The organism is Synechocystis sp. FACHB-383, from assembly GCF_014698605.1.
GTDB classification, from domain to species: domain Bacteria; phylum Cyanobacteriota; class Cyanobacteriia; order Cyanobacteriales; family Microcystaceae; genus Synechocystis; species Synechocystis salina.
This window is the reverse complement of the sequence record NZ_JACJTJ010000014.1, coordinates 73603-98871: the sequence shown is the minus strand read 5'-3', so window position 1 is coordinate 98871 and position 25269 is coordinate 73603. Positions and strand designations below refer to the sequence as shown.

The following is a 25269-nucleotide window of genomic DNA, read 5'->3' as shown; positions in this document are numbered from 1 at the left end:
CCCTCAACCGGCTATGGCTTCCCGTCGTCAGCACCACCGCCGCCTTTATGCCCTTGAGTTTACTCTCCAGGTCTACTCCTACGAGTCCTCTTAAACTTTTGTCAGTCAATCAGCCCAAGCGAGACTTACCCAGATTTCCCAGAGTGCCGCCTGCAATCGTCAACATAAAATTGAAGAACGTCTGGCCCGCTGGTTAATGTCCGTCCATGACTGTGTTCAAGTGGACGAAATCCCCCTCACCCAAGAATTTGTCGCCAATATGCTTGGAGTTAGGCGATCGGGGGTAACCATTGCAGCGAACTCTCTGCAACAGTCCGGCATGATTGCTTATCGTCGGGGAAGAATAACTTTGTTAGACTACGATGCCCTTAAAAAAACTAGCTGTGAATGCTACCAATTAGTACAAGATGAATATATTCGTTTACTTGGTTTTCGTCGGGGTTAAGCTAAGGATAAGAGCATGATCGTACAGACAAAAAGCAATATTTTTACTAGGTTGGGTGTGGGGAATAATGAGTAAAAAAGCAAAGGTTCTTTAGAGATAGACACACCATTACCGGGTGAGGAATTCTGGATTAAGTCCGGATAAAATGTTTTCAAAAACTGTCTAGAAACTTTGCGGCGACGGCAAGCCTTAAAGCTTCTTGGAGCATCAGACCCAGTCATAACGTTGGCTTTTTTAGAGTTTCCCGCCATTCGGTCGTACAACTATTGCCAGTTTAATAATTGGTGTGATGCAATGTCCTCCTATCTTGTAAACGAAACTCTGGCGGTGGTGGAACAAGAAATTGATCAGTTTTTGATAGACTTTCCCCGTGACCACCCCTATGTCATGGCCCTATCGTTGCCCTCTTTTCGTCAACAACTCAAAGCCAAGATTTTGAGCACAATTCCTAATCGCCATAAAGTTAGAACAGACGAAGATTTAGAATTTACCTCTGTCCATGACTATACCGGCGTAATTGAAGAAAGATTGGTCATTGAGGAAAGAATTCTTCGGACAATGCCAGACATGATTGATGATTTTAGATATCGTGTTCGTCAAGAAGATTCAGGGGAAATTATCGACCAAGATACCCAAACAAATTCACATTATCTGAATACGAATTGGTGGGTGAGGGTACACACAATTATTCCCTGTGTAACCTATTACTTTGGTCCTTTCACCGATCAAAAAGAAGCTAGCACGGCTTATCCTGGTTATCTCGAAGATTTGAGAGCAGAAAAGGCCATCGGTATTTTTGCTGATATTAAACAGGACTGCCCCCGTAACTTAACCCTGGTTGACTCACCAGCAGATCTGAAACAGGATCAGCAACGATTGTGGAAAATTTATAAAAAAATTTATCGACAAAAGTCAATCCTCGAAAATTCCTACCACAAATTATTAGAGCTGTTACCTGGAAATTACTTAATTGTTGATTGCCATGGAAAAATCCAAGATGCGAACCAAAATGCCTGTCGTTTGCTTAACACCAATAGAGAATCCCTAAGGGGAAAACCTTTTATTTACTATGCACCTCAACAACAAATTTCATTACTCGAAAACCATCTGGAAAATATAGTTAAAGATCAGAGTGAATGGCAGGTGCCCTATTGTTGGTCAATGCAACTCCAATCCCTAAGCAGTATTTCCATCAGTGTGGATATTCAAGCTACCCAAAAAAGAGATGACAATGGTGAAATTAATGGTTTCTATTGGTTATTAAACGACATAACATCCCTTGCGACCATTAATGATCAACTTTATTATGAATCTCACCATGACAGTCTGACTTGTTTACCTAACCGTCGTTCCCTGGCTCTTTTTTTAGAAAACCTACACCAGAATGTCCATGCCGGAGACAACTATGGTGATCAGGTATTTGCACTGCTGATGCTGGACTTGAATAAATTTAAGAGCATTAATGATCGATTCGGGCATTTGTTTGGAGATAAAGTGCTACAACGGGTAGCAGAAATCCTCTTGGAGTGTGTGCGAGAAGGTGACCAGGTTGCTCGACTGAGTGGAGATGAATTTATAATCGTTTTGAAGTCAACCCAGTCAGGCGATGATGCGAAAAAATGTGCAGATCGCATTCATCGATTATTCTCCCGTCCGTTAACGGTGGAGGGGATTCAATTGCTTGTTAGCACTAGTATCGGTGTTGTGATCAGCAATTACGACCAGTTTGATTATGAACGTTTAATCGATTATGCCGATACTGCCATGTATGAAGCCAAACGAAACGGTAATTTGTTTGTGGTTTTTGATGATACCCAACCTTCAGCTAATGGCAAATCCCACCCGTCACCAATAAAAAATTTATCCTTAGAAGAAGGGGAAGGGATTTGATTTTGGGTTTTCAGCAGGCGCATTTAGACTTTTTGTTGGGGCGCAGGATTTCTTCGCTATGCTCACTCGCCTTATCTCCCCATAGCTAAAGCTAGGGGCTTTACCGCGATTTTCGGTAATTTGGCATTCTTTGGATGGTGAAATTTTTCCACTAACTATCCATTTCTTCCAACAAATAGCAAAAGCAAAAGGGGAGCGGTTGGAACCCGACCCCCTTGGAGATAGTTATTATTTTTTGCCAGTTTGATGAAAATTAATTTGTCTTCGGTAGGTGAAGGGATAAAATTTATCCTTCCACCCAGAGTGAGCTATTCAGACACAGCGGCACTAGAAACAGCTCCCCCAAAGGAGTCGGTTTCTTTAACGAAGCCAGTGTAGGCCTCCATGCCATGTTCGCCGATGTCCAAACCAATCATTTCTTCTTCGCCGGATACCCGGATACCCATGGTTTGTTTGAGAATAATCCATACGGCAAAGCTGAAGATAGAAGTGAAAGCTCCGATGGTGGCAATACCGATAATCTGGATGATTAACTGGTTAATGCCACCGCCGTAGAACAAACCTTTCTCCATGTTAAATAAGCCTACCGCTAGGGTTCCCCAGATACCATTAACTAAGTGAACGGAAAGGGCACCTACCGGGTCATCGATCTTGATTTTGTCGAAGAAAGCAACGGAATAGACAACAATGATGCCAGCAATGCCCCCAATGATTACGGAACTCCAGTAGGATACTCCGGCACAGCCTGCGGTAATGCCTACCAGACCAGCAAGAACACCGTTGATTACCATGGTCAAATCGGGCTTACCGTCTTTGAGCCAGGAAGTAAACGTGGCAGTGATACCACCAGCAGAAGCAGCCAAGTTAGTGGTGACGGCAATGTAAGCACAGGCTTGATCCGCCGCTAACTGGGAACCAGGGTTAAAACCAAACCAGCCGATCCAGAGAATTAAGCAACCGAGCATGGCAAAACCCATGTTATGGCCGGGGATAGCACCGGGGCGGCCATCGACGAATTTACCCAAACGAGGCCCAAGTAAGAATGCCCCAGCTAAGGCGGCCCAACCTCCGACGGAGTGGACCACTGTAGAACCAGCAAAGTCAATGAAACCCATGGTGTAGAGCCAGCCGCCCGCATCCCAAACCCAGTGGCCGGTAATGGGATAGGCAATACCCACTAAGAGAACGCTGAAGATTAAAAATTCGTTGAATTTAATCCGCTCAGCAACAGCACCGGAAACAATGGTGGCGGCGGTGGCGGAGAACGCAACCTGGAAGAGGAAAAACACCGCCACAGGTAAGCCCTCGGGAAAGGGGCTTAATCCATAGTTGGAGTGGTCACCAGCTAGGAAAAATCCGCCGAAGCCAAAGAAGGGATTGCCACTGCTGCCGAACATCAAGGAAAAGCCGATCGCCCAGTAAGCAATGGTTGCCAAGGCAAAAACAATCAGGTTTTTAGTCAGGATGTTAACGGCATTTTTCTGGCGGCAAAGGCCAGTTTCTAGCATACCGAAGCCGGCATTCATGAAAATGACCAGAATGGCTGCTATCAAGATCCAGATGGCATTAAGGGTTCCCTGGAGGGTGGCTACACTCTCGTTGACCACCGTGATGTCGAGTACCTCCACATCTTGGGCGATCGCCGCAGCATTCCAGATCGCCACAATCAGCGCCGTTAAGGGAACACAGGCCAACCAGGGGGAATTTATTTTACGGCGTACAAAGCGAAAAAGAGAGGATTTTTCTGCCCCTATACGCGAGGAATGTGTCCGATTAACAGGACTCCTCTCACCCACATTTAGTTTAGACAATATCGAATTAGACATTTTGTACTTTAATCTACATTGTTCTACGAAAGTCCTCCGCCACTCATTTCTCCCAAATTATTAAGCCAGCTCTGTGATAGTGCCTTGCCATAGATTTGGTCGAAGAATAGAAGAAACTAGACTTTTTCGGACATCAAACCATTAGAGTATTCAATTTTTACATGATTGTTTTCTGTATGATTTACTACTTTTCAAATGGAAAATTCGGTGTAAACCTGCGGACTTTGCCGACTGACCGGCTTTTTGCCATGGGTCCAATCGTTTTTTTGTACTAACAAGCCTTTGCGGTCTGGATTTGCTTCAGCAAGGTGCGGATTCGATCGCCAATTTCTGTCCAGGCTTTGGTTGCCACTAAATGGGGCGGGAATAGCTGGCCGGATAGACCAACGGCGATCGCCCCGGCGGCCAGGAAAGCCTGGGCATTTTCCAAGGTTACCCCTCCGGTGGGAATAAGGGGAATTTGTCCGAGGGGCCCCTGGAGGGCTTGAATATAGTCCACTCCCCCCAAGGTTTTAATGGGGAAAACTTTGACGGCGGTGGCGCCCTTCTGCCAGGCTTGCACAATCTCTGTGGGGGAAAAGGCACCGGGAATAATCGGTATGCCATGGGCCACAGCGCTGGTAATTAACTCCGGCTCACTGTGGGGAGTAAAACAAAATTGGGCCCCGCTGGCAATGGCCTGGAGCAAATCCTGTCGGCAGAGCACTGTCCCTGTACCAATGGCACAATGGGGGAATTGATAGCGCAGATGGGCAATGGTGTCCCCTGGCCGGTCACTGTTCCAAGTAATTTCCACTAACCCCATGCCTGCTTCGATGGCCACCTTGGCCAATTGCACACTAAGGTCGAGGGAATCTGTACGAATAACGGCGATCGCCCGGTGCTTTCGCAACGTTTTTAACCATGGCGATCGCAGAGCAGCGATGGCGGCCCCTTGGGGGTGGGCAAAATCATCAACGATGGACAAACTACAAATTTCCCATACTTAATACTGTTTTAGATTACCGCTCCACCATGGCCCTTTCTCCCCTTTCCCGTTTCCAAGCTTGTTTACTCCTGGCCCTGGGGGGAAAAGACCAAAAGCAATGTCAACCAAGCCTAGACAGTTTGCCTCCATGGGAAGAACCCTGGGGAAATTTATTGGCCTCCCCCTATCAAACCTGTTTACCGCAAACATTTTGGCAAAATGCTTTATCCCGCCAGCCGACTTTTACCCCGCCCCAGTTGATAAATTGGTTAATTGTTTTAGCCCTCTACCACCACGAAAATCCCTTGGGCTTTAGGCAGGATTTATCCCACTGGTGCCATCTTTGTCAGAATCATTGCCCTGAATGGGTTGGTGGTGCCCAGGCCCAGCCAGCCCTATTACTGTGGCAAAGGTTATTGACCCTCATCCTGTCGGAGAGATTTACTGTCCCCCAGTTGCCCGTCCTGCTGAAGCAACCGGAGAAATGGTGGCCCATTGGCCCAGCCCCAACATTCTCTCCCATGCTCCTTAACCATCTAACGGCGATCGCCGAATATTTGCAAAATCATGCCCCCCGCCGAACCATGGGCCAAAGCCCAGACCCCTGGGTCGATGTAGTGGGCACCGCCATTTATCTCTGGGGTAAAAATCCCACCCAACCCCGGTTGATTATTCGCCAATTACAGAGCGTGGACCAGCCTCCCCCCAAGGCGATCGTCGACTCACTTCCCAACGAAAATCAAGCGAATGACCCCGACCTGAATCCTGACCCGGGAATTTTACCCCCCTTAACCCTCGCCCTAGTGGGAGCTTATAATGGTATGGAGATTAGCCAACAAGCCTTAACAACAGACCATCGCTCCGCAGTGCGCGCCAACTTTTTGCCCTTGGGGCAACGGCTTTGGCAAAGATGGTCCGGTCAGCTTTGCATTGGTTCCGGCCAGGAACACCTTCCCTTGGCCGTGGCCCCCCCGTTGGGAATGCAACGTCGATCTAGTCTAAAATTAGTCTCTCAACAGGAATATGGACAAATCCTCCCCACCCACGGCAACTAACTGGATAGCCCAACATTTTCCAGCTGTTGCCCACCCATTGGTGCTATGAAAGCAATCTTTGCCCTCCGCCAAGCAGTGGTTTCCCAACTAAAAAAGTCCACTTCGCCCAGCCCCCCCTCCCCCAGGACAACGGTGCCCCCGTCCCAGGACGAAACCATTTGGCAAAAAATCCACCGCTCTAGGTTTGTCCGCATTGCCCACCCACCAGTCATGTTGGGTATTACTGTGGTTTCCCTCACGGGGGTAGTGGGCTACCGTTTTTATAACCAACCCCAACTCAGCGTTGGGACCGAATCCCCCTACACCATCTATGCTCCGGAAGATGGCAGTTTTGTGGACGAAAGAACCACAGAGGAAAAGCGGAAAGAAGTGCGGGCTGGCACCATTCCCCGCCTACAACGGGACAATGAGCTAACCGCCCAACTGAAGCAACAAAGAAGCCAATATCTGGATGCCATCAATCAGCTTCGTTATCTGGCGGGCACCTTTCCCTACATAGACACCAATATTTTTACCCTGGAGCAGCAACACTTACTCCGCAGTCTGGGGCCAGCGGAATGGCAGCAGTTGGAAAATTACCTGAATAATGGCCAGCCTCTGCCCATGGCCTCCCCCCAGTTGGCCAAACTGCAACAATTATTTGATCAACAAAAAGCCACCACTTCCCCCCAGACCATGGCTGGCTTGCTCACCAGCATCAGAGCGGCCCAGGACAGATATAGCCGGGTGACGGCTCGCTTAGCAGAGGTTAAAGCCGATCGCCAGATTACCAATAATCAAATAGGGGCGTTGAAGTTAGACGGGCCCACCTGGCAAACTACCCAACAGACCATTATCCAAGTCCATGACCGCATTCTCACCCAAGGGCTTCCGGCGGGCATCACAGCCCCTCTGTTGGGGGAAACAGTGCAACTCCACTTGCGCAACATTTTGCCCCCCCAAGCCCACCAAGTAGCGGAGGGTAGCTTAAATAATTTACTCAGGGATAAATATAATCTCACTGTTGACAAGGAAGCCACCAAAAACCTAGCGGAAAAAGCCGTATTGGCCATGGAAACCGTCAAGGTATCCGCGGAGAAAAACAGTGTAATTGTGCGGGCAGGGGAAGCCATTACCCAGGAACAATTTGTTTTGCTGGATGGCTACGGCCTGAGTCAACGACAGATCAATTGGCAGGGTCTACTGCGGACAGCGGGGTTAGTGGGGGGAGCCTTAATCATTTTCTGTGGGGTGAGTCGACGCATCCATCGGCCCCTACGGCGGCGAGATCACATTCTCCTCTGCCTGCTCAGTATTAGCACACCCGTTTTATTTTTACTTGATCCGATTTACAATAACCTGCCGGCCATTAGCTTACTCACCAGTAGCTTTTACGGCCCCACCCTAGCCATCACCCAAGTGGTATTGGTGGGGGGATTATCCGCCTTTGCCATGGAATCCATCGTTTGGGAATATTTGCTGGGTAGTGGGGCGGCGGCTTTGCTAGCAGGTATGATTGCCAGCAAGCTCCGTTCCCGGGATGAGTTGGCCCTGTTGGGGGTGGGGGTAGGCGCTACCCAGGGCATAGTTTATTTATTCACATATCTAATTGTTAACGCGTCGGCAGTCACAATTATTTGGTACACGGCCCTCCCCAGTGCCATTGTCTATGGCCTACTTGGTTTAGCCTGGAGTGCCATGGCGATCGGCGTTTCCCCTTACCTAGAAAGATTGTTCGACGTGGTGACCCCCACTAGGTTGGTGGAATTGAGTAATCCCAACTGCCCCCTACTACAAAGGTTGGCCAAGGAGGCCCCCGGTACTTTCCAACACACCCTATTTGTGGCTTGTTTAGCGGAATCGGCAGCGAGGGAATTGCGCTGTAACGTTGAACTGGTCAGAACCGGAACTTTATACCATGACATTGGTAAAATGCACGACCCCTTGGGATTCATCGAAAATCAAATGGGGGGCCCCAATAAACACGACGAAATCAATGATCCCTACGTCAGTGTGGACATTATCAAAAAACACGTTTCCGAAGGGTTAGTGATGGCCCGACGTTATGGTTTGCCCCAGGTGGTGCGGGACTTTATTCCGGAACATCAGGGACAAATGTTGATTTCTTATTTTTATATTCAAGCCAAAGAAGCGGCGGAAAAGGCCGGAGAACCGCCGATCAATGAGGAAGAATTTCGCTATCCGGGGCCCATTCCCCAGTCTCGGGAAACGGGCATTGTCATGCTGGCGGACAGTTGTGAGGCGGCATTGCGTTCCCTCAGGGAAGCTAATCCAGAAACTGCTATGGCCATGGTTAACCGTATTTTTAAAGCCCGCTGGCGGGACAACCAATTGCAGGATAGCGGCTTGAAATACGAAGAACTGCCTATTATTGCCGATGTGTTTGTGCGGGTGTGGCAACAGTTCCACCACCAAAGGATTGCCTATCCCAAGGCGGCGTTGGATGTGCAGGTAACTAGCCCTTCCACCACCAGATTTTGAGGTTGATTAAGTTAAGTTAGTCAAAAGCCGATCTACCCCGGCCCTAGCTATGGTACGGATAAGGTCTCACTGGCTCCCATTACCGTAAAGCCGGCCCAATTGACTGGTCGGGGATATTTTTGCCGGACTGTCACCATGGCATCCCTAAGGGCAGTGGCGCTATTTTCTCCCTGGGCTAGGTTTTGGTAAAAATTGGTCATTAACAGAGCCGTGGGTTCATCGGGTACAGACCAGAGGGAAACCAGTACACTTTTAGCTCCCGCCGTTAACCAAGCCCGGGATAGCCCCAACACCCCATCCCCGGTAATTTTTCCCCGCCCCGTATCACAAGCGCTCAGCACCACTAATTCTGCTTTTATCTGGAGTTGCACAATGTCATTGGCGGTCCATAAGCCGTTATTGTCTCCCTCCGGCGTCAAGGCGATCGCCCCTGGCAGACCCCCCTGGCGAAAATTGTCCAGTAATCCGTGGGTGGCAAGGTGGATGACTCTGGCCTCTGGCACCTGGGGCATAATTGCAGTCAGGGTAGCTTCTTTCCCTAACCAGGGTTTAGTTTGCAATAGTTGCCCGATCGCCATTGCTTCTGCTTCGGCGTGGGGGAGATTGCCTAGGCCATAGGGGGATTGTTGCAGGCTATCCGCCAGGATGGGATTACCGACAATGAGGTCAGACTTGTGGCCTTTACTGTTCGGAGAATCAACTTGAGGGGGAAGATTTGTTTCTAGCTGTTGGGTGAGGGCCAAAACCTGTAGTGAAGGCATGGTGCGGGGAATATGGCGGTCAATTAAGGCTTCGCCCCTGCCATTGGTCAGAGCAGGAAAGGGCACGGAAAAGAGGGGGCCTTGGGGAATGAAAATGACCGCTTGATTGGGATCTTGGGGGAGAAGATCCGCAATGGGTTCGATCAAAATTTGCTCCAGTTGCCAGAGGGGATTATGGGGGGTTGGATTAGCCAATAGTGCTTGGGGGCGTTGACCGGCGATCGCTCTTTGGGCCAGGGTGACGGTTTGGCCAATATCCACCTGGGGTAATTGCTCTAGATCCCCCAGATCCGTCTGGCGAAATTGGATTTTTCCGTCCGGTTGTATGACCCAAATATAAAGTTGATTAACTTCATCAATGAGGGAATACTGCACCACTGTGGTCTGTTCCCGCTGGACCGTGGCCCGTATGGTTTCTAAGTCAGGGGATTCTAGGTTAATCCGCCGATCCTGGGGGTCTAGTTGCTGGGCTAACAATTCCGCAAAGGCCCGAGCCCGGCCCCGTTCGGCAATTTCCAGGGCCCGTTCGACTCGGTTTTGCTTAATCAGGACTAATTGCAATAGGCGATATACGGAAGCTTGGGTATCAAAAAAGGAAACTTTGAGTTGATCTTCCTTTAACTTTTCCCGGATTGATTCCGATAGGGCCAAACTTGCCCTTAATGGTGCCTCTGCCTCGGCATATTTCTTCTGCAGTATTAAAGTCAGACCAATTTCCCCTAAGGCTTGGGCTTGGCCATGGATTTCCTCAATTTCCTCCGAAATGGCTAAACGTCGTTGAAAATTGGTGATCGCCTGGTCATAGCGTTTTTGTTGGAGGTAAACATGGCCAATGTTACTGAGGGCGGCTCCTTCGTTATAGCGATTACCCATGGCCCGATAAACTTCTAGGCTTTGGTGAAAATAGTCCAGGGCTTGGGAAGGTTGATTTTGTTCAAGATAAATCTGCCCCAACCCCGATAGGGCATTGGCAAAGGTATTGCCCCGGGACTGTAACTTTTGGGCTAAATCTAAGGATTTTTCGTAATAGGCGATCGCTTCTTCTGGCTGTTCCAGGGTGTAATAATCGGTGCCCAAAGCGTTGTAGAGGGTTGCCATTACTTCCCAATCTTCTAACTGCTCCGCAATGGTCAAACTATCCTGGTGAAATTGTTGAGCCTGGGCATAGTCCCCCACGTAATAATAAGCATCCCCCAGCCCAGCCAGGGATAACTGCTCCGTTTTCCGTTGCTCAGTGGCCCGGGCTAATTCCAGACTTTTTTGATAGTAATGAATGGCTTGGCCATAATCATTGAGCCAGTAGGCCGCAAAACCCAAAAGTTGCAGACTTTCGGCGGCCCCTTCCGTTTCCCCCAACTGCTGGCGCAGGCCATATTCCCGTTGCCAAATTTCCAATGCTGGTCGGTAATTTTCTTGGCGGATATGGATTAAACCCACATTGGCAAGGGCTAAACGTTGTAGTGAGGGATCTTGAAGAATTTCTGCCACTGCCAAAGCCCGTTGGTAATGGTGCAGAGCTTGGGCATAATTTCCCAGACCATTGTGTACTTCCCCTAAACGGTGATGGCTAAACCACTGCCGCAGGTAGTCCCCGCTCGCTTCCGCTAGGGTTAAACTTTTTTCCGCCGCAGAGATAATCAAGTCCTGGCGTCCAGCGTAGGCAGGAGCATAGAAATAGGCATCCGCAAGGTAGCCCCATAGCGTTCCCTGTCTTTGTACATCGGCAAATTCTTCGGCGATCAGTAAGCTTGCTTGGTAATTACTGATCGCTTGGTCATATTCCCCCAACCAATAGTAAGCAAAGCCTAATTCATAGAGACAGTCCCCCATGCCCCGGCGATCGCCATTTTGTTCAAATATTGCCAGGGCTCTTTGCCACAATTCGATGGCGGCGGGAAGTTTTTCTTGGTTGAATTGTTCTACACCAGCTTCGTATAAAGTGCGGGCATCGCTGTTGGGCATGGTTTGACTGGCCGTGGGCCCCATCCATAGGCCGCCCCACAGCAGACCAATGGCGATCAACCTTTGCCAGAACCTAGCGGTTTTGCTTCCCATAGCCCCAGAGGAAACCATTATTCCGACGGTGGGGACGACGGTGCCTGGAGGGTGGTTTTGCTGACCATGCGGGTCTTTTTCCGATCGCCTTCGGACAAATCTTCCCCGGATTGGAGCCTAGTGGCATTGGTTTGCAGGACGGTGGCCCCGTTTTTATCTCCCATCTGTAGGGCCGTTTTAGCGGCGGTTTGGAGCATGGTGGCCGCCCCTTGGCGATCGCCGGCTTTGAGCTTAGTTTCAGCGATTTGGGTCTGACGATATTTGGCCAAGCTGAGAATGGATTCCTGTACCTGGGCATCGGTGCTTGGTTGATATTGGGTTTGCACCTGAATGGTCAAGGGTAAAGGCTCGGACAGCAAATTAGTTTGGCCCGAAGCGGGGTCATCGTAGCGAATTTTCACCTGGCCGATGACGTGACTGCCCGGAGGTAATTGGTCTAGGTAAAGGTTGAGGAGTAATACCCTTTCCTGGTCGGTCATCAAATCCCCTAAACGAACCTCATAGTTTTGCCCCTGAGTTTGCACGGTTAAATCCATGGTTTCCGGGGATACCTGGGCCACAGGCTTAACAGTGGCGAGATGGGCTGGGGGTTCTAACTCCAGCAAAAGCTGGGCATTGGTGAGCCCCACACTGCTCATGCGCTGGAACAGTTGACTAAAAGTCTGCAATGCTTCGTTGGGATTTTCGATATAACTCAAACTGCCCTGGGCCGCAGAGGCGATCGCCTCCAACACGTCCTGATTCCAGTGGTCGCCAAAACCAAGGGTATGTACTGTTAATTTATAATCCGATGCGACGGTGCCTAGTTTGAGACAACGGTCATTATCCCCGTGTTCATTTTCCCCATCGGTGAGCAAAAAAATGTGGGAAACCCGGTCTTCCTTGCCTTTTGCCGCTTCCTGAATGCCTAGTTTTAGCCCCTCATCAATGGCGGTGCCCCCTTCCGCTTTCAACCTTTCAATGCCCTTGGCGATCGCCGCTCCGTTCCGCACCTGTTGGTTTTCAATAATAATTTTCGCTTTATGGTCGAAGGCAATAACCGACAGCCGGTCATCCTCCCCCAGGCGATCAATTAATCCCAGGGCTGCACTTTTGACCGTTTCCAGGGGTTGGCCATCCATGGAACCGCTGTGGTCCAACACCAAACATAAATTTAGGGGCAACCGGCGATCGGCCTCGTCCGCTTTGGCCGCCACTGCTACCCGCAACTGCCGCTGACTGGTGGGGGCCCCAGCATCCAAATTTTGGTCACTTAACAGCAAGGAAAGGTCGATACGCATGGGGAGCAACTCAAACTTTTTCCTTTAGCTTACTGCAAGATTTTCTGCCCTGGGATGGGAAACTGCACTGCGGGCCTAATCATCCATTTGCCAGGGTTCCCGCAGGTTATTGGCATCGAAAATTTTCTTCGGCCGTAGCACCAACACCACTTTGGCCAGAATTTCTTTTTCCGGCTCCGTTTCACACCATTGAATTGCCAGCGTTTCCCCCTGGCTGAACAGAAAATAACTGCCATCATTCCAGTTTGTTTGGCTGCGGTCCACCACCACTAAAACCTGTTCATCCTTACGGGCTAAGGATTCTGACACTTCCCCTGCTTGGCAGAAAATAGCCACCGGATCCACCGCTGTTAAAATCGCTTGCCACTGGGGCACCGGCACCACCGCTCCATTGCCTTGGTAATTAACTAAGCCAAAGGGTTCCACTTGCTCTAGGGGTTGCACTGCCTGCACTATCTGGGGCTGGAGGGGAAAAGTCCCTGCCACTGGAATGAGTCGGGCCGCTTCCTGGTCTTCCTCGAGGCGAAACACGGGCACCAGGGGCGCTTTCCGGCTGGGCTGGGTAGTTAAATCGGTCAGTAATTTTTCGATCGCCTGGCGGGCGTTGGGGGAATGGGCGAATTTCAATCCTTTGACGATTAAACGGGTTCTTTCCGGTAAGTTCTTTTTCTGCCGGGCCAATTTCCAACATTGATAAGCTAGGGCATCTCCGGGATGGTCAGTAAAACCTTCTGGCAGTTGGGACAGATAACCAAACTCCTGAAATGCTTTGGCCAATTCCTTCGCTTCATCGGCGGCCAGGTTTTTCTGTTGGGCCTCCACTGCGGCGATCGCCCTTTGTTGATGGTTGAGGATGCGGAGCTCGTAAAGCACATCGCTTTTGGGACCACGAAAATAGGCCAAGACTGGTTCATCTATGCCCTGCTTAACCAGACTTTCATAGACTTGACTAGCCACAATGACCAAATTTTGCTGCACTTTTTGGAAACCGGACTGCTCAAAAATTTCTTCAGCACCGTAACCGGACTTCTGCAATTGCTGACATTTTTTGCCCCAATCTACCCAGGTACCCTCTTTATGCAACAGGGAACGGATCAGTTCAGCGGCTTCAGCAGCGCTCAAAGTCGGATTGGATTCAGAGGAATGGGTCATCGTTGGCAAAAAATCTGGGCAATTAAACTACTCTACTTTCATTATCCTGCGTACCAGGAACCTTAAACCCATACATAAAACTTAACATTCTGTTGGCATGGCCATGGAAACACTTACCTTAGCCAAGGTGAACTCTTCCCGGCCCATCACCAGGAGCTTTGTCCACCAAAAAATAAATTTGTAATTTGCAAATTTTTATAGTGTTTTTAAGTTAATATAGTCTTTGAACTTATGAATGATTATATGAATTAGTTCTGTGTATGGATTCGGCACGATTTTTCCCCGTAGCTTCTCTTATAGGTTACAAAGAACTGTTTATGATGCTAAAAATAGCGCCATCAAACTAGTCTTATGGTCTATTTATTTTGTAAAAAAAGCGTAAACCAAGATTGTGATTGTTGAGCCAAGATTTTAGGAGTTTATAAAGTTGAAAAATCTAGAGCTAAAAAATTTAATAGGAAAAGGTTATTTCCCAAAAGAATTGCCACCTCCATTTAACACGCTTGGACTTGCAGAAAAAGTCAATGAAATTATCTTATGTTGGAATAATACTTATTCGCGCAATACAGAAATAAATAGCCCAGAATTTGCTTTAATAAAAAATCCTGAAGAGTCAAATAAGAATTTTAAAAAAAGAAAAAAGGAGTACAGAGATAATTTTATCAGTCAATATAACTCATCAAGTTGTATTTGCTTTTCTATTTCTAAGGGAAAGTTTTCGAGACGTTTTTTGGGAATTCCAAATCCCAAACACTTTATACTTTTATCAGAAAAAATAGCTGATAACTGGAGACAAATTCAAGATATTTTTAAAGAATCACAATACTCGAAAAGTTTTCCTGTTCCTGAAGAAACAAATAATCGCGCTGTCCGAACTAATAGTAAAAGTGTCAGTGATTTTATCACTCAAAGAATCAATGCTTCATTTAATAAGCTGATAGAAATTCGTGTTGACATATCAAAATTTTATCCCACTATTTATACTCATTCAATAACATGGGCTTTCTTGGGAAAGAGAAAAGCAAAATATTATTTTAATAATAAGCAATCATTAATAGAGTTAATTGATAGTGGTGATGACAATGCCATTTTATACACAATAGCGGATGAAATTGACAATTGCATTAGAGGTTGCCAAGATAGGCAATCTATTGGTATTCCAATTGGACCTGACACATCTCATATAATTGCAGAAATTATTGCTTGCAGAATTGACAACATACTTCACGAAAAATTCCAGAATATTGATCTTAAAGGTTGTAGGTTTTATGATGATTATCACTTGTTTGTTAAAAGCAAAGATCAGGCAGACCAAGTATTAAAAACCTTGCAAAAGATCTTAAACGACTTTCAATTAGAAATAAATGAAGCAAAAGTTAAAATAAGAGAATCTCCATTTTTATTTGAAGATGAGTTTAGCTATACTTTGTCTCAATTTAAATTTAATGACACAAAGACTGAGTACAGTATAAAACGTTATTTTAGTCTGATTTGGAGAATGATTGAAAGAGAACCATCAAAATCAGACACCATCTCCAAATATGCTTTAAAAACCTTTGAATTTGGAACAATAGAGATTTCCAAAGAAAATTGGAAATTATTTGAGACTTTGTTGCTTGCAACAGTACTAATACAGCCAGCGGTATTAGATATTACGACAAGAATTTTACTATCTTACAAAGATTATTTAGATCAAGATTCTAAGAATAAACTAAAAGAAATAATTGAAGAAATCATCAAAAACCACAGCCAAATGAATCATGACTTCGAAGTTTCGTGGTCACTATGGTTGGCTAAGACATTTGAAATTACCATTGAGCAAAAGACAGTCGATTATGTTTTTGAAATGAACAATGCCGTTTCTCTCCTAATTTTACTTGATATTACTAAAACAACTCAGTTAATTCAGGGAAATTCGGATTTTACACAAATTGAAAGTGAGCTTGATGATAATGCACTGCTATCTGAACATTGGCTGTTAGTCTATGAAGGAATTAAAAAAGGTTGGCTGGTGACTAAAAATCCAAATTTTCTTGAAGATAATCACTTTTTTAAAATCTTGAAAGATTTCGATATAGAATTTTATAATCCGTCAGGTCAGCTACATTTATATACATTTCCATCAAAGCTAAAAACAGAAAAAACAGGTTCTACAAAAAAGAATGGAATACATACTAACGAAGATCGATATATCGCAAATCATTCATTGATAGATATACAATTGTCCAATTTTTATTAAAAGATAATTTGATCTTCGGTTCTATGGAATTTATCGATGTCACATAGCACACCTGCGTTTATTGTTTATGTCATAAGTTAACAGAGCGATCAAAATGAGAAATGATAACGCATTGCTCTAATCTACTTAAAAGAAAGAGAGTTTATTATCTAGCATTGCCCTTTAATTTCTAGGGGTTAATTTAGTATTTTAAATTGTTAAATTGCGATATTCTGCCAATATTGCCAGGCGGCATAGCTGAGGGTGACAACCCCCGTTAAAATTGCCGCTTCATCAGCTTCAAAGCGGGGATGGTGCAAAGGATGATTCACCTGGCGATCGCCAAAACCCGTGCCTAGGCGAAACATGGCTCCGGGGGCGTGTTCTAGGTATAGAGCAAAATCCTCTGCCCCCAGGGATGGTTCGGGAATGAGTTGTAGGGCTTCCTCTCCCCAGGCTTGGCGTACCGAGCTTTCCAACAATTTATTTAGCTGGGCATCGTTCTGTACTGAAGGCACTCCCCGACGGTAATTGACCTCATACTTAGCACCATAGGTCTGACAAACGCTGGCCACAATACCTTCGATCCATTCGGGTAATTGGGCATGGGTTTCGGGATGGAGCGATCGCACTGTGCCGGCCATACGTACTTGGTCAGCAATCACATTGGGGGCCCGGCCGCCACTAATTTGCCCCAGGGAAAGCACCATCGGTCGGAGGGGATTTTGGGTACGACTAATGGCCTGTTGTAGAGCCGTGATCACCTGGGCAGCAATCCAAATGGCATCAATCGCCTCGTGGGGTCTAGCGCCATGGCCCGATTCCCCTTGGATAAAAATTTCTAGATCATCCGCCGCCGCCGTCAATGCACCATAGCGAATGCCCACCTGCTGAGCCGGAATGGAAGGAAAAACATGCACTCCCAAAATATGGTTCACCCCCTTCATTGCCCCATCTTGGATCATCCAACTGGCCCCCTGGGCGATTTCCTCCGCCGGTTGAAACAAAAAGCGCACATCCCCCGGTAACTTAGCGCTCATTTGGGACAACACCATGGCCGTACCCAAACCCAAAGTGGTGTGGATATCGTGGCCACAGGCGTGCATTACTCCAGGATGGCGGGAAGCAAAGGCCAGACCCACCATTTCCTGGATAGGTAACGCATCCATATCGGTGCGGATGGCCAACAGTCGGGAATCTTCGCCTTTGCCAGACAATTGCCCCACCACTCCCGTTTTACCGATCGCCTCTTCGACGTGGAGACCACAGGAGGACAGCACCCCCGCCACATAGGCCGCCGTTTGATATTCTTGACCGCTCAACTCTGGATGGGCATGGAGATGGCGACGGATTTCCACCAGCCGGGGCAGTAGGGTTTGGGCTAAATTCTTTAGCTCCGCCAAAGCAGAATCGGTTTGTTGGGGGGCAGAGGATAGCAAAGTGGCAACGGGAAAATGTTAATGGTGCCTTTTAGTGTAGAACACACCATTGGGGGAAGTTAACCGGGCTAGCTGTGACCCATGGAGTTCCTGGCCGCTGTGAGTAGATAAATGGGATTAAGGGGATCAAAACGGGTCAGTTCAGCAAATTTAACACTCTGGCTAATTTGCACCTGTTGCACTTTCACCTGCCATTGTTGTTGCTTAAACCAACCCAGGGCCAAACTCAAATGCTCCAAACTGGCGATCGCCATCACCACTAAGCCGTCTCGTTGTAGGCGTTCCCCACAGGCCTGCAAAATAGGCATTAATTGCCCCCCATTGCCGCCAATGAAGATCCGGTCTGGGGTAGGTAAATCGCTTAAAAATTCCGGGGCGGGGCCGGCCACCAAAGCCACGTTTTCCACCTGGAATCGTTGACAGTTTTGCTCGATTAACTGTTGGCCAGCGCTAGTTTTTTCGATGGCAAAAATTTTTCCCTGGGGACAAAGCCGAGCAGATTCGATCGCCACGGATCCCGTGCCAGCCCCAATGTCCCAAATAATTTGTCGGGGTCGTAGAGCCAAAGCGGCCAGAATTTGCACCCGGATCGCCTGCTTGGTAATCATGCCGGGGCGGTCTTTAAAGCTGGCAAAATAATGATCCGCAATGCCAAAAATGGGTAATTGCTTGGGATCAATGGCGGCATTTTCCGGTTTTTGCTTAACTAACACCACTACATTGAGGGAGGCAAAATCTGTTGCGGTTAGTGCCGCTAAAGATGGTAAATCAAAGGATTGAATCTGTTCATTTTCCGCCCCCAAATTTTCACAAACCCAAGCTTGGTAGGTGGTGGTTAACCCCAGGGATAGACATAAATTGGCGATCGCCCCTGGATGATTTTGCCCGTCCGTGAGAATGGCCAATTTTTCTGCCCCTTTCTGCAAAGCTTGTTTGAGAAAATCGTTGACTCGGCCGTGGGCACTGATGATGGTGGCATCCTGCCAAGGCATTTTTAAGCAGTTAAAGGCTAGTTGAATGGAACTCACATGGGGATGAAATTTTAATTGCTCCGCAGAAAATTTTTCTAGTAACAACCGTCCCAGGCCAAAGTAAAGGGGATCACCGGAAGCTAAAACGACAATAGTTTCCCCTGACCCTAAAGTCTGGTGAATTTGCTTAATTTTATTTAAATCCGCTGAAAAATCCTTGATTACTAAGCTTTTTTCGCCATACTGGGGAAAGTAACCCAAATGGCGATCGCCACCGGCCAACATTTTGGCTTTAGCAATTAATGCCAGCACTGACCCAGTTAACCCTTCAGCACCATCCAGGCCAATGCCCACCACATGGATCATCTAACTAAAGCTCCAGCTCATTTGGGGGACTAGGGGGCTTCTCAAACCGTAGCGGTTAATTCTTCTTGGCGGGAAGCCCGTAGCTGGCCACAGGCCGCATCCGCTTGTACACCCCGGGAATAACGAACACTGACTGCAATGCGATGGTCACTCAAAACCTGGGCAAATTGATTAATTTGGGCTTCCGTGGGGCGCTGATAATCCACCTCGGAGATGGGATTGTAGGGAATTAAATTGACATGGGTTTGGAAACCCCGCAACTTTTGGGCCAATTCTTCGGCATGGACTGGTTGGTCATTAACCCCCGCCAGCAGAACATACTCAAACGTCACCCGCCGCCCCGTGGTTTCCACATAGGCCCGGCAGTCTGCCAACAATTGCTCCAGGGGATAGTGCCGGGCACTGGGAATTAACGATTGGCGCAAAGTTTGATTGGGGGCATGGAGGCTAACCGCAAACGTCACCTGCAAATGGCGATCGGCTAGTTGGCGAATTTTCCCTGGCAAACCCACAGTGGAAATGGTCAACGCCCGCTGGCCAATACCCACCACTTGATTAAGGCATTCCACCGCCTTCACCACCTCGGGCAAATTTAACAACGGTTCTCCCATGCCCATAAAAACCACATTACTCACCCGTTCTTGAAATTCCTCCTGCACCGTCAACACCTGGTCCACAATTTCATAACTCTGCAAGTTACGGATGAAACCCCCCTTACCCGTGGCACAGAAATTACAATCCATGGCACAGCCCACCTGGGAGGAAACACACACCGTCAGACGCTTACTGCTGGGAATGCCCACCGTTTCAATGATCAAACCATCGGCCAAACGGAGCAGATATTTCCTGGTGTGGTCCGGGGCCACCGCACAGTGGTCAATCACCGATCGCCCGATGGGATAATTAGCATTTTTTTCCCGCCAAGCCTTGGGCAAATCCGTCATGGTGTTGAGGGAACGGGCCCCTTTTTGGTACAGCCATTGGTGAATTTGCTTACCCCGATAGGCCGGTTGGCCAGTGGTTTGCACCCAGGAGGTTAACTCCGGCAGGGAAAGGGAAAGTAGGGGGACAGGGGAAGGGGCCATGACGGTAATCGAAAAGAAGCATCCATCGCCAGTGTAAGTCAGATTTCCCGGCCACCACAAAAAAATCCTGGCCGATTGTTGACAGAAAAATCTTTCTTTGGCATATTGGTAAAAGTTTGAAATTTGCGGGTATAGCTCAGTGGTAGAGCGCAACCTTGCCAAGGTTGATGTCGCGCGTTCGAATCGCGTTACCCGCTTAGCTAAAAATCACCCCACGCTGTGGAGCAGATAAGAACATGGCAATGGTGGGTTTTACCTGGCAGTTTCTTAAGCAGAAATTATTTTTCTGGTTGCATAAGAGTCAGGAGAACGACCATTCCCACAAGGATTTGGTGCCCTTGCCGGACACATTAGAAGCGGAATTGCTCCAATCCATTAACTCCCTTGCTACCCCCAGCGCCTACACCGAAGCTATCCATGCCGCCCTGGAAGATAGCCTAAAGGCCTGGCAAAAGAACCTAGAGGCCCCCAATAGCCTGGTGATTTTGGCCAATCCAGTGGAGCCGATCACCAAAATTTTGCAGGACAGTCTCCAGGGCTGGGAAAATGATTTAGAGGTGACGGTGGTTAAGCCCCTGGGGGATTTTCGTCGCCCCCCCGATCCTTTGACCATAACGGGACAATTACGACGGGCCCTCGAAGCCCAGGGTGGCATTGAGTTTGACGGCCAGGGAGTGGAACTAAGTCAAGATGTGGCGTGTTTGGAACAGCGCACCACCGTGGTGGTAATTCCTTCCCTAGAACAATGCTTTTTGCGTTGCATTAGCGGTTGGGACGGCATTGGTTTTTTGCGGGAAATTACTGTCCATAACCCCCAGTACTTTTGGCTGATTGGTTGTAACTCCTGGGCCTGGGACTTCCTGGATTTTGTCGGCCAGATCAGTGCCTATTTCGATGATGTACGTCCTCTGCCAACCTTAACGGGGGAAATGCTCCACAGTTGGTTAGCCCCCCTCACAGAACAATGGGGCACCACCACCAACGAAGACCTTGCCGACCCGGTTAGTGCTGATCCAGCGTCGTCAGATGACCAAGAAGAAGTCGAAGTTTATTGGCAAAGCCTAGCGGACTGCTCCCAGGGGGTTAGTTCCATTGCAGCTAAACTTTGGTTGCGGAGTCTGCGCATAGAAAAGCAAGTGATGGAAACAGAAGACCCGGCTCAATTGGTGCTCAATACCAAAGAAAACGAGGACCGAATCTCTCCTTTGTCCCAAGTTAGCCCTGCCCAACCGAGCTTACCGTCCCTTACCAACCTAGACTTGTATTTGCTCCATTCTTTGATGATCCACGGCCGCATTAGTCCTGGGCACCTAGCTCTGAGTTTAGGGGAACCGGAAAGTCAAATCCAGGCTAGGGTGCAATGGCTGCTGCGGGAAGATATTCTGGAGCGTCGTTGGGGAGATTTAATTATTTGTCCCACTTACTATCAACAACTGCAAAGTGAATTGGCCAATAATAATTTCTTTGTGGGGGGAAGATGATGCTAAATGTAACAGTTTTGCCAGATTTTTTTGATTTGAATGGGAATGCCATCGCCCATTATTTGCCGGTAGTTTATCTGAATGATCAGTGGACATTTTGGCTCCAGGATCTGCCCTCCCTGCCCTTGGCCCAGATGACTGCCCCGGACGAAATTCCCGAAAGCCTGTTGACGGATTTGACCATCCGCAAAATTATTCGAGCCGTAATTACTGTGGCGATCGCCTATGGCATGATGGCGGTGATCCAAAAGGTGACCAACTGGATTTCGGAGCGGGTTCCCCGGCGCTTTCGGCTGTTGGTAAAACAATCCTTGCCGTTTTGCAAAGCGCTAATTTTACTGGTTACCATTTCCTATTTATTAAACCTATTTTTTAATTTATCGGAAGGTAATTTATTGGCCTTGACTGGAACCATTGCGGTGGCTCTGGGTTTTGCATTTAAAGATTACATTAGCTCCATTATTGCCGGGGTGGTGGCCCTGTTTGAAGCCCCCTATCGGGTAGGCGATCGGATTCAAATTGGCGATCATTACGGCGAAGTGACGGGCTATGGACTGCGGGGTATTTGTCTACAGACCCCGGATGACAATAACGTCACCATTCCCCATAACAAAACTTGGACAGAACCCATTTCCAATGCCAATGGGGGCAACCTCGAAGCCCAGGTGGCCACTAGCTTTTACTTTGACCACAGCGTTGACGTGGAACAGGTTATCCGCATTTTGTACCAGGCCGCCTACAGCAGTCGCTACACCCAACTCAGCATTCCCATTGTGGTGGTGATGAAAGAACACATCTGGGGCACCGAATTTAAGCTCCGTTCCTATCCCATGGATGCCCGGGATGAATTTGCCTACCAAACCGATTTAATCCGTCGGGCTAAACGGGCCTTTGGCCAACAGGGGTTGCCCTATCCCAAACTAAAGCTGGGGCAGAACGAGTTAGACCCTGAATAGATAGGCTTTCAGCTTAGATTGCTACCATAAACAGTGGAAGAAAGTACTCCTTAGAAAATCAACGTTGATCAAAATTCAGTTGTCTGAGCAGAAATGGCCAGGCGGCCTGGTTACTGCCCGGCTCACTGGCACTGACTTCAAAGGTTTTGCCCCCGGCTTCTGCCAATTGCAAGCTATCCACGCATAACTTGGCGATCGCCCAGCGACTAACTTGCCCCCGTAGATTATCCCCCTGGGCAAATTGCAACATTTCTGGATTTTCCGATTCCGTTAAAGCACAGGGTCGAATGATGGTGTAGGTCAGTCCACTGCCCCGGATGGCATCTTCCCCCCGTAACTTCCAGGTCAAAATGCCCCCCAATTGTTCATTGAGACGCACCGCAGGGGGTTCTTCCGCTAAATTTAACCCTGGACGACCGGGACGGGTGACCCCCGCCGAACTGACGTGGATGAACTGGGGCGTGAGGGGATTGGCATAGGTTTTAATCGACTCAATTTCCAAACCAAATATGCCTGGAGAAAAGCTGGGGTTTAGGCCACCGTCATACTCAAATTTGCTATGCATCAACTGCAAAGCGGACACCTGGGAGGGATTAAATGGGCCCTTTTCTGGCACGGTCTTCGCCCGAAAGACGGGAATTAATTGCTGGAAGGGAATGCAGACCGTTTGGGGACGATTGTTGAACGTATCAAAGGAGTAACAGTAGCTCAGTCCATCCCATTCATTCTGACTGCGGACAATGAATTTGTAGCGTTTGCCGTCCCCCTGGGTGCGGAGTTGGATACCCTCAGCGTGGGAAAGATCCAAAGCTGGCTCAAAATTTGGCGATCGTACCGAGGCAAAGCCCCCATTATTGACGGTGGAAACTTCCCCGGTGAATAAAGCCCGATCGCCGGTCAGTCGCCATTGGCTAGCGCTGACTCCCCCCATCACCCCATCATCAACGGAATACCAGGCCAATCGGGGAGAATTGGTCTGACTAAAATCCATTAAGGTACTTTCCTTGGGTTGTATATGGTCTTGGACCACCGCCAGTAAATTTTTAATGCCTTCATACTCCACCTGTTCCGGCACATCCACCACTTCCGGCAGGTAAAACTTGAGTCCCTGGTAATACTTTTCCCGTTGGGGAGTGTCCCCTTCCACCGGCTGAACCTTGGTGCCACTACAACAAATCACCGCCGTCACTCTCGCCATTAATGCTGGAGTCAGACTTTCAGCAATAGTTAAATCGCCCCCAAAAAATTCCAGGCGATCGGGTAGCTGACCCCCAAACCAAGCTTGGAAAAGTTTTTGGGCCCTGGGTAAATCCCGCACCAATACCCGCACATCTTGGCCCCCGTCAACGAGCAACTTAACTACCCGTTTGCCCACGCCGCCGGTGGCTCCCACAACTAAAATCACAGTATTTTTACCTTGGTTGACAGCATTGTTTCTAATCTAATCTTCCCTGGGTCTCTGCGCTAGGCAATTTTGACCAGAACCAATAAACTAAGGGGGTGTTGGAAAAGCCATTCTGACCCCCAATTATTGCCAGACCAACAAATCCACCCCATCTACAAAAGTGCCATCGCCGCTTCCATCTCCATGGGTCGCCCCAGGAAATACCCTTGGGCATTATTTACCCGGATGCGTAGCAAAGAATCCAATTCTTCTGGGGTTTCGACCCCCTCAGCGATCACTTTAACGGCGGTTTCATCGGCAAAGCTGACCAGGGCTTTGGCTAAAGCACGGAGTTTGCAGTCAGTATCAATATGCCGAACTAGATAAATATCGAGCTTGATCAAATCAGGGTGCATTTGGAGGATGTGACGAAAACTGGAATAGCCAGCACCAGCGTCATCAACAGCCAGACGTAAGCCCTTACTGCGCAATGGTTCCAGCATCGATAACACCCTCGGGTAGTCAGATATGGCGGTATGCTCAGTCACTTCAAGAACAATCCGATCAAGTGGCACATTTTCAAGCACCCGGGCGATCGCCCCATTGGCAATATTATCTGGAGATACGTTGAGGGAAATGTAGATGTGTTGGGGCAGATGGTGGAGTGCAACGATGGCTTTTTTGATGACAGCCATTTCAAGCTCTTCCCCCAGACCAACTTCCTCCGCCTCAGCAAACCAAATATCTGGACTACGCATTGGCAAATGGGAAAAGCGGGTTAAACTCTCAAATCCCACAATCCGGTCGTCTTCAAAGTTAAAAATGGGTTGGTAAACAATTTTATAGGCTGAAGTGTCCAGGACGAATCTAACCCTCTCGAACTTTTCTTTACAAGCTATTTCACTGACAATCCGTCTTTCGATTTGCCTTGATGCAAAATCAGCAAAGGTACGCATCATTAACAAATCTCGTTTGTCTAGGGAATAGTTGGGTTTAGAGCTAAAGCAACAGAAGGTGCCATAGATCTGTCCACTGCTAAACCGGATGGGCACACTTATATGGGCTCTAACTGGCAGGGCTTTTGTGACTGGAAAATCCATGGCTGCTGGGATCAGCCAGGCATCTGGAATGACCTCGGGCAGACTCCCGTTAACAATTTGCTGACAATAGCTTTCTTCCAGGGGATTAGAATCTCCAACCCTGATTGGTGGATTTTCTGAAATAGAATCTACGTAGCGGAAATATCTTTTGCCGAAAGCAAATTCAGAAATGAAGGCAACCTCCATCATGAGATGGGAGCGAATAGCGCGCAACGCATCGTACACCAAATCGACATCATCGTCATTGCTAGGCAATTTTTCTGAACTGATAGCCATAAGAGCCTCTGGAGTGGAGGGACGCCCTGCCGCTAATTCTTCAGAAGCTGAGTCTATTGGGGAACTCATTCGCCACTCCTA

17 protein-coding genes and 1 tRNA gene are annotated in these 25269 nt (G+C 48.2%); 8 read left to right on the top strand and 10 right to left on the bottom strand.

Annotated features, from left to right (window positions below):
* The first annotated feature begins 133 nt into the window (after positions 1-133).
* Together H6G45_RS03375 and H6G45_RS03370 are read left to right on the top strand one after the other, a co-directional pair.
* The gene (locus tag H6G45_RS03375) at positions 134-445 is read left to right on the top strand and encodes a helix-turn-helix domain-containing protein (protein ID WP_347338240.1); all 312 of its coding nucleotides are present in this window, start codon (positions 134-136) and stop codon (positions 443-445) included.
* Positions 446-739: 294 nt separating this feature from the next.
* The gene (locus H6G45_RS03370; protein WP_190596605.1) at positions 740-2335 is read left to right on the top strand and encodes a diguanylate cyclase; all 1596 of its coding nucleotides are present in this window, start codon (positions 740-742) and stop codon (positions 2333-2335) included.
* Positions 2336-2643: 308 nt separating this feature from the next.
* Here H6G45_RS03370 and H6G45_RS03365 read toward each other — a convergent pair whose 3' ends face one another.
* Together H6G45_RS03365 and H6G45_RS03360 are read right to left on the bottom strand one after the other, a co-directional pair.
* Complete coding sequence (locus tag H6G45_RS03365; RefSeq protein ID WP_190596602.1) at positions 2644-4161, bottom strand: ammonium transporter; 1518 nt, start codon at positions 4159-4161, stop codon at positions 2644-2646.
* 271 nt (positions 4162-4432) lie between these two features.
* A complete protein-coding gene (locus H6G45_RS03360) occupies positions 4433-5077 on the bottom strand; it encodes a bifunctional 4-hydroxy-2-oxoglutarate aldolase/2-dehydro-3-deoxy-phosphogluconate aldolase (protein ID WP_190596615.1) in 645 nt (214 codons plus the stop codon).
* A 98-nt stretch (positions 5078-5175) separates the two neighbouring features.
* Here H6G45_RS03360 and H6G45_RS03355 point away from each other — a divergent pair, with 98 nt between their 5' ends.
* Positions 5176-6183, top strand: coding sequence for a hypothetical protein (locus H6G45_RS03355; protein ID WP_190596600.1), 1008 nt, complete (start codon positions 5176-5178; stop codon positions 6181-6183).
* A 45-nt stretch (positions 6184-6228) separates the two neighbouring features.
* Complete coding sequence (locus H6G45_RS03350) at positions 6229-8664, top strand: HD family phosphohydrolase (RefSeq protein ID WP_190596598.1); 2436 nt, start codon at positions 6229-6231, stop codon at positions 8662-8664.
* 47 nt (positions 8665-8711) lie between these two features.
* Here H6G45_RS03350 and H6G45_RS03345 read toward each other — a convergent pair whose 3' ends face one another.
* From H6G45_RS03345 to H6G45_RS03335, 3 genes are all read right to left on the bottom strand, one after another.
* A complete protein-coding gene (locus tag H6G45_RS03345) occupies positions 8712-11498 on the bottom strand; it encodes a CHAT domain-containing protein (protein WP_206754986.1) in 2787 nt (928 codons plus the stop codon).
* On the bottom strand, positions 11498-12760 hold the full coding sequence (locus tag H6G45_RS03340) for a VWA domain-containing protein (protein ID WP_190596594.1): 1263 nt from the start codon (positions 12758-12760) through the stop codon (positions 11498-11500). The genes H6G45_RS03345 and H6G45_RS03340 overlap by 1 nt, the downstream gene beginning before the upstream one ends.
* Before the next feature lie 75 nt (positions 12761-12835).
* On the bottom strand, positions 12836-13912 hold the full coding sequence (locus H6G45_RS03335; RefSeq protein WP_190596592.1) for a RuBisCO accumulation factor 1: 1077 nt from the start codon (positions 13910-13912) through the stop codon (positions 12836-12838).
* Positions 13913-14339: 427 nt separating this feature from the next.
* Here H6G45_RS03335 and H6G45_RS03330 point away from each other — a divergent pair, with 427 nt between their 5' ends.
* Complete coding sequence (locus H6G45_RS03330) at positions 14340-16151, top strand: RNA-directed DNA polymerase (protein WP_190596590.1); 1812 nt, start codon at positions 14340-14342, stop codon at positions 16149-16151.
* A 197-nt stretch (positions 16152-16348) separates the two neighbouring features.
* Here H6G45_RS03330 and H6G45_RS03325 read toward each other — a convergent pair whose 3' ends face one another.
* From H6G45_RS03325 to rlmN, 3 genes are all read right to left on the bottom strand, one after another.
* Complete coding sequence (locus H6G45_RS03325; protein ID WP_190596613.1) at positions 16349-17533, bottom strand: M20 family metallopeptidase; 1185 nt, start codon at positions 17531-17533, stop codon at positions 16349-16351.
* A gap of 104 nt (positions 17534-17637) precedes the next feature.
* Positions 17638-18906 (bottom strand): precorrin-6y C5,15-methyltransferase (decarboxylating) subunit CbiE, encoded by a 1269-nt coding sequence (gene cbiE, locus H6G45_RS03320; RefSeq protein ID WP_190596588.1) that lies wholly within the window; start codon positions 18904-18906, stop codon positions 17638-17640.
* 41 nt (positions 18907-18947) lie between these two features.
* Positions 18948-19991 carry a 23S rRNA (adenine(2503)-C(2))-methyltransferase RlmN gene (gene rlmN / locus H6G45_RS03315; protein ID WP_190596586.1) on the bottom strand — a complete coding sequence of 348 codons (1044 nt, stop codon included), beginning with the start codon at positions 19989-19991 and terminating at the stop codon, positions 18948-18950.
* Between the two features lie 125 nt (positions 19992-20116).
* On the opposite strand from rlmN, the gene H6G45_RS03310 reads away from it, so the two are divergent.
* The 3 genes from H6G45_RS03310 (at position 20117) to H6G45_RS03300 (ending at position 22428) form a co-directional block, all read left to right on the top strand.
* Positions 20117-20188: transfer RNA gene (locus H6G45_RS03310), tRNA-Gly, on the top strand.
* Between the two features lie 45 nt (positions 20189-20233).
* A complete protein-coding gene (locus H6G45_RS03305) occupies positions 20234-21472 on the top strand; it encodes an AsnC family protein (protein WP_242018024.1) in 1239 nt (412 codons plus the stop codon).
* Entirely contained in the window at positions 21469-22428 is a 960-nt protein-coding gene (locus H6G45_RS03300; protein WP_190596582.1) for a mechanosensitive ion channel family protein, read from the top strand. The genes H6G45_RS03305 and H6G45_RS03300 overlap by 4 nt, the downstream gene beginning before the upstream one ends.
* 58 nt (positions 22429-22486) lie before the next feature.
* Here the strand turns inward: H6G45_RS03300 and H6G45_RS19775 are convergent, their stop codons facing one another.
* The gene (locus tag H6G45_RS19775; protein ID WP_190596580.1) at positions 22487-23833 is read right to left on the bottom strand and encodes a CIA30 family protein; all 1347 of its coding nucleotides are present in this window, start codon (positions 23831-23833) and stop codon (positions 22487-22489) included.
* 152 nt (positions 23834-23985) lie between these two features.
* Positions 23986-25257, bottom strand: coding sequence for an EAL domain-containing protein (locus H6G45_RS03290; protein WP_199309550.1), 1272 nt, complete (start codon positions 25255-25257; stop codon positions 23986-23988).
* Positions 25258-25269: the final 12 nt, after the last annotated feature.

Bases quoted from the DNA above. Each gene is read 5' to 3' on its own strand.
- H6G45_RS03370 (WP_190596605.1), top strand. From the start codon at position 740: ATGTCCTCCTATCTTGTAAACGAAACTCTGGCGGTGGTGGAACAAGAA.
- H6G45_RS03365 (WP_190596602.1), bottom strand. From the start codon at position 4,161: ATGTCTAATTCGATATTGTCTAAACTAAATGTGGGTGAGAGGAGTCCT.
- H6G45_RS03355 (WP_190596600.1), top strand. From the start codon at position 5,176: ATGGCCCTTTCTCCCCTTTCCCGTTTCCAAGCTTGTTTACTCCTGGCC.
- H6G45_RS03350 (WP_190596598.1), top strand. From the start codon at position 6,229: ATGAAAGCAATCTTTGCCCTCCGCCAAGCAGTGGTTTCCCAACTAAAA.
- H6G45_RS03345 (WP_206754986.1), bottom strand. From the start codon at position 11,498: ATGGTTTCCTCTGGGGCTATGGGAAGCAAAACCGCTAGGTTCTGGCAA.
- H6G45_RS03340 (WP_190596594.1), bottom strand. From the start codon at position 12,760: ATGCGTATCGACCTTTCCTTGCTGTTAAGTGACCAAAATTTGGATGCT.
- H6G45_RS03335 (WP_190596592.1), bottom strand. From the start codon at position 13,912: ATGACCCATTCCTCTGAATCCAATCCGACTTTGAGCGCTGCTGAAGCC.
- cbiE (WP_190596588.1), bottom strand. From the start codon at position 18,906: ATGATCCATGTGGTGGGCATTGGCCTGGATGGTGCTGAAGGGTTAACT.
- rlmN (WP_190596586.1), bottom strand. From the start codon at position 19,991: ATGGCCCCTTCCCCTGTCCCCCTACTTTCCCTTTCCCTGCCGGAGTTA.
- H6G45_RS03305 (WP_242018024.1), top strand. From the start codon at position 20,234: ATGGTGGGTTTTACCTGGCAGTTTCTTAAGCAGAAATTATTTTTCTGG.
- H6G45_RS03300 (WP_190596582.1), top strand. From the start codon at position 21,469: ATGATGCTAAATGTAACAGTTTTGCCAGATTTTTTTGATTTGAATGGG.
- H6G45_RS03290 (WP_199309550.1), bottom strand. From the start codon at position 25,257: ATGAGTTCCCCAATAGACTCAGCTTCTGAAGAATTAGCGGCAGGGCGT.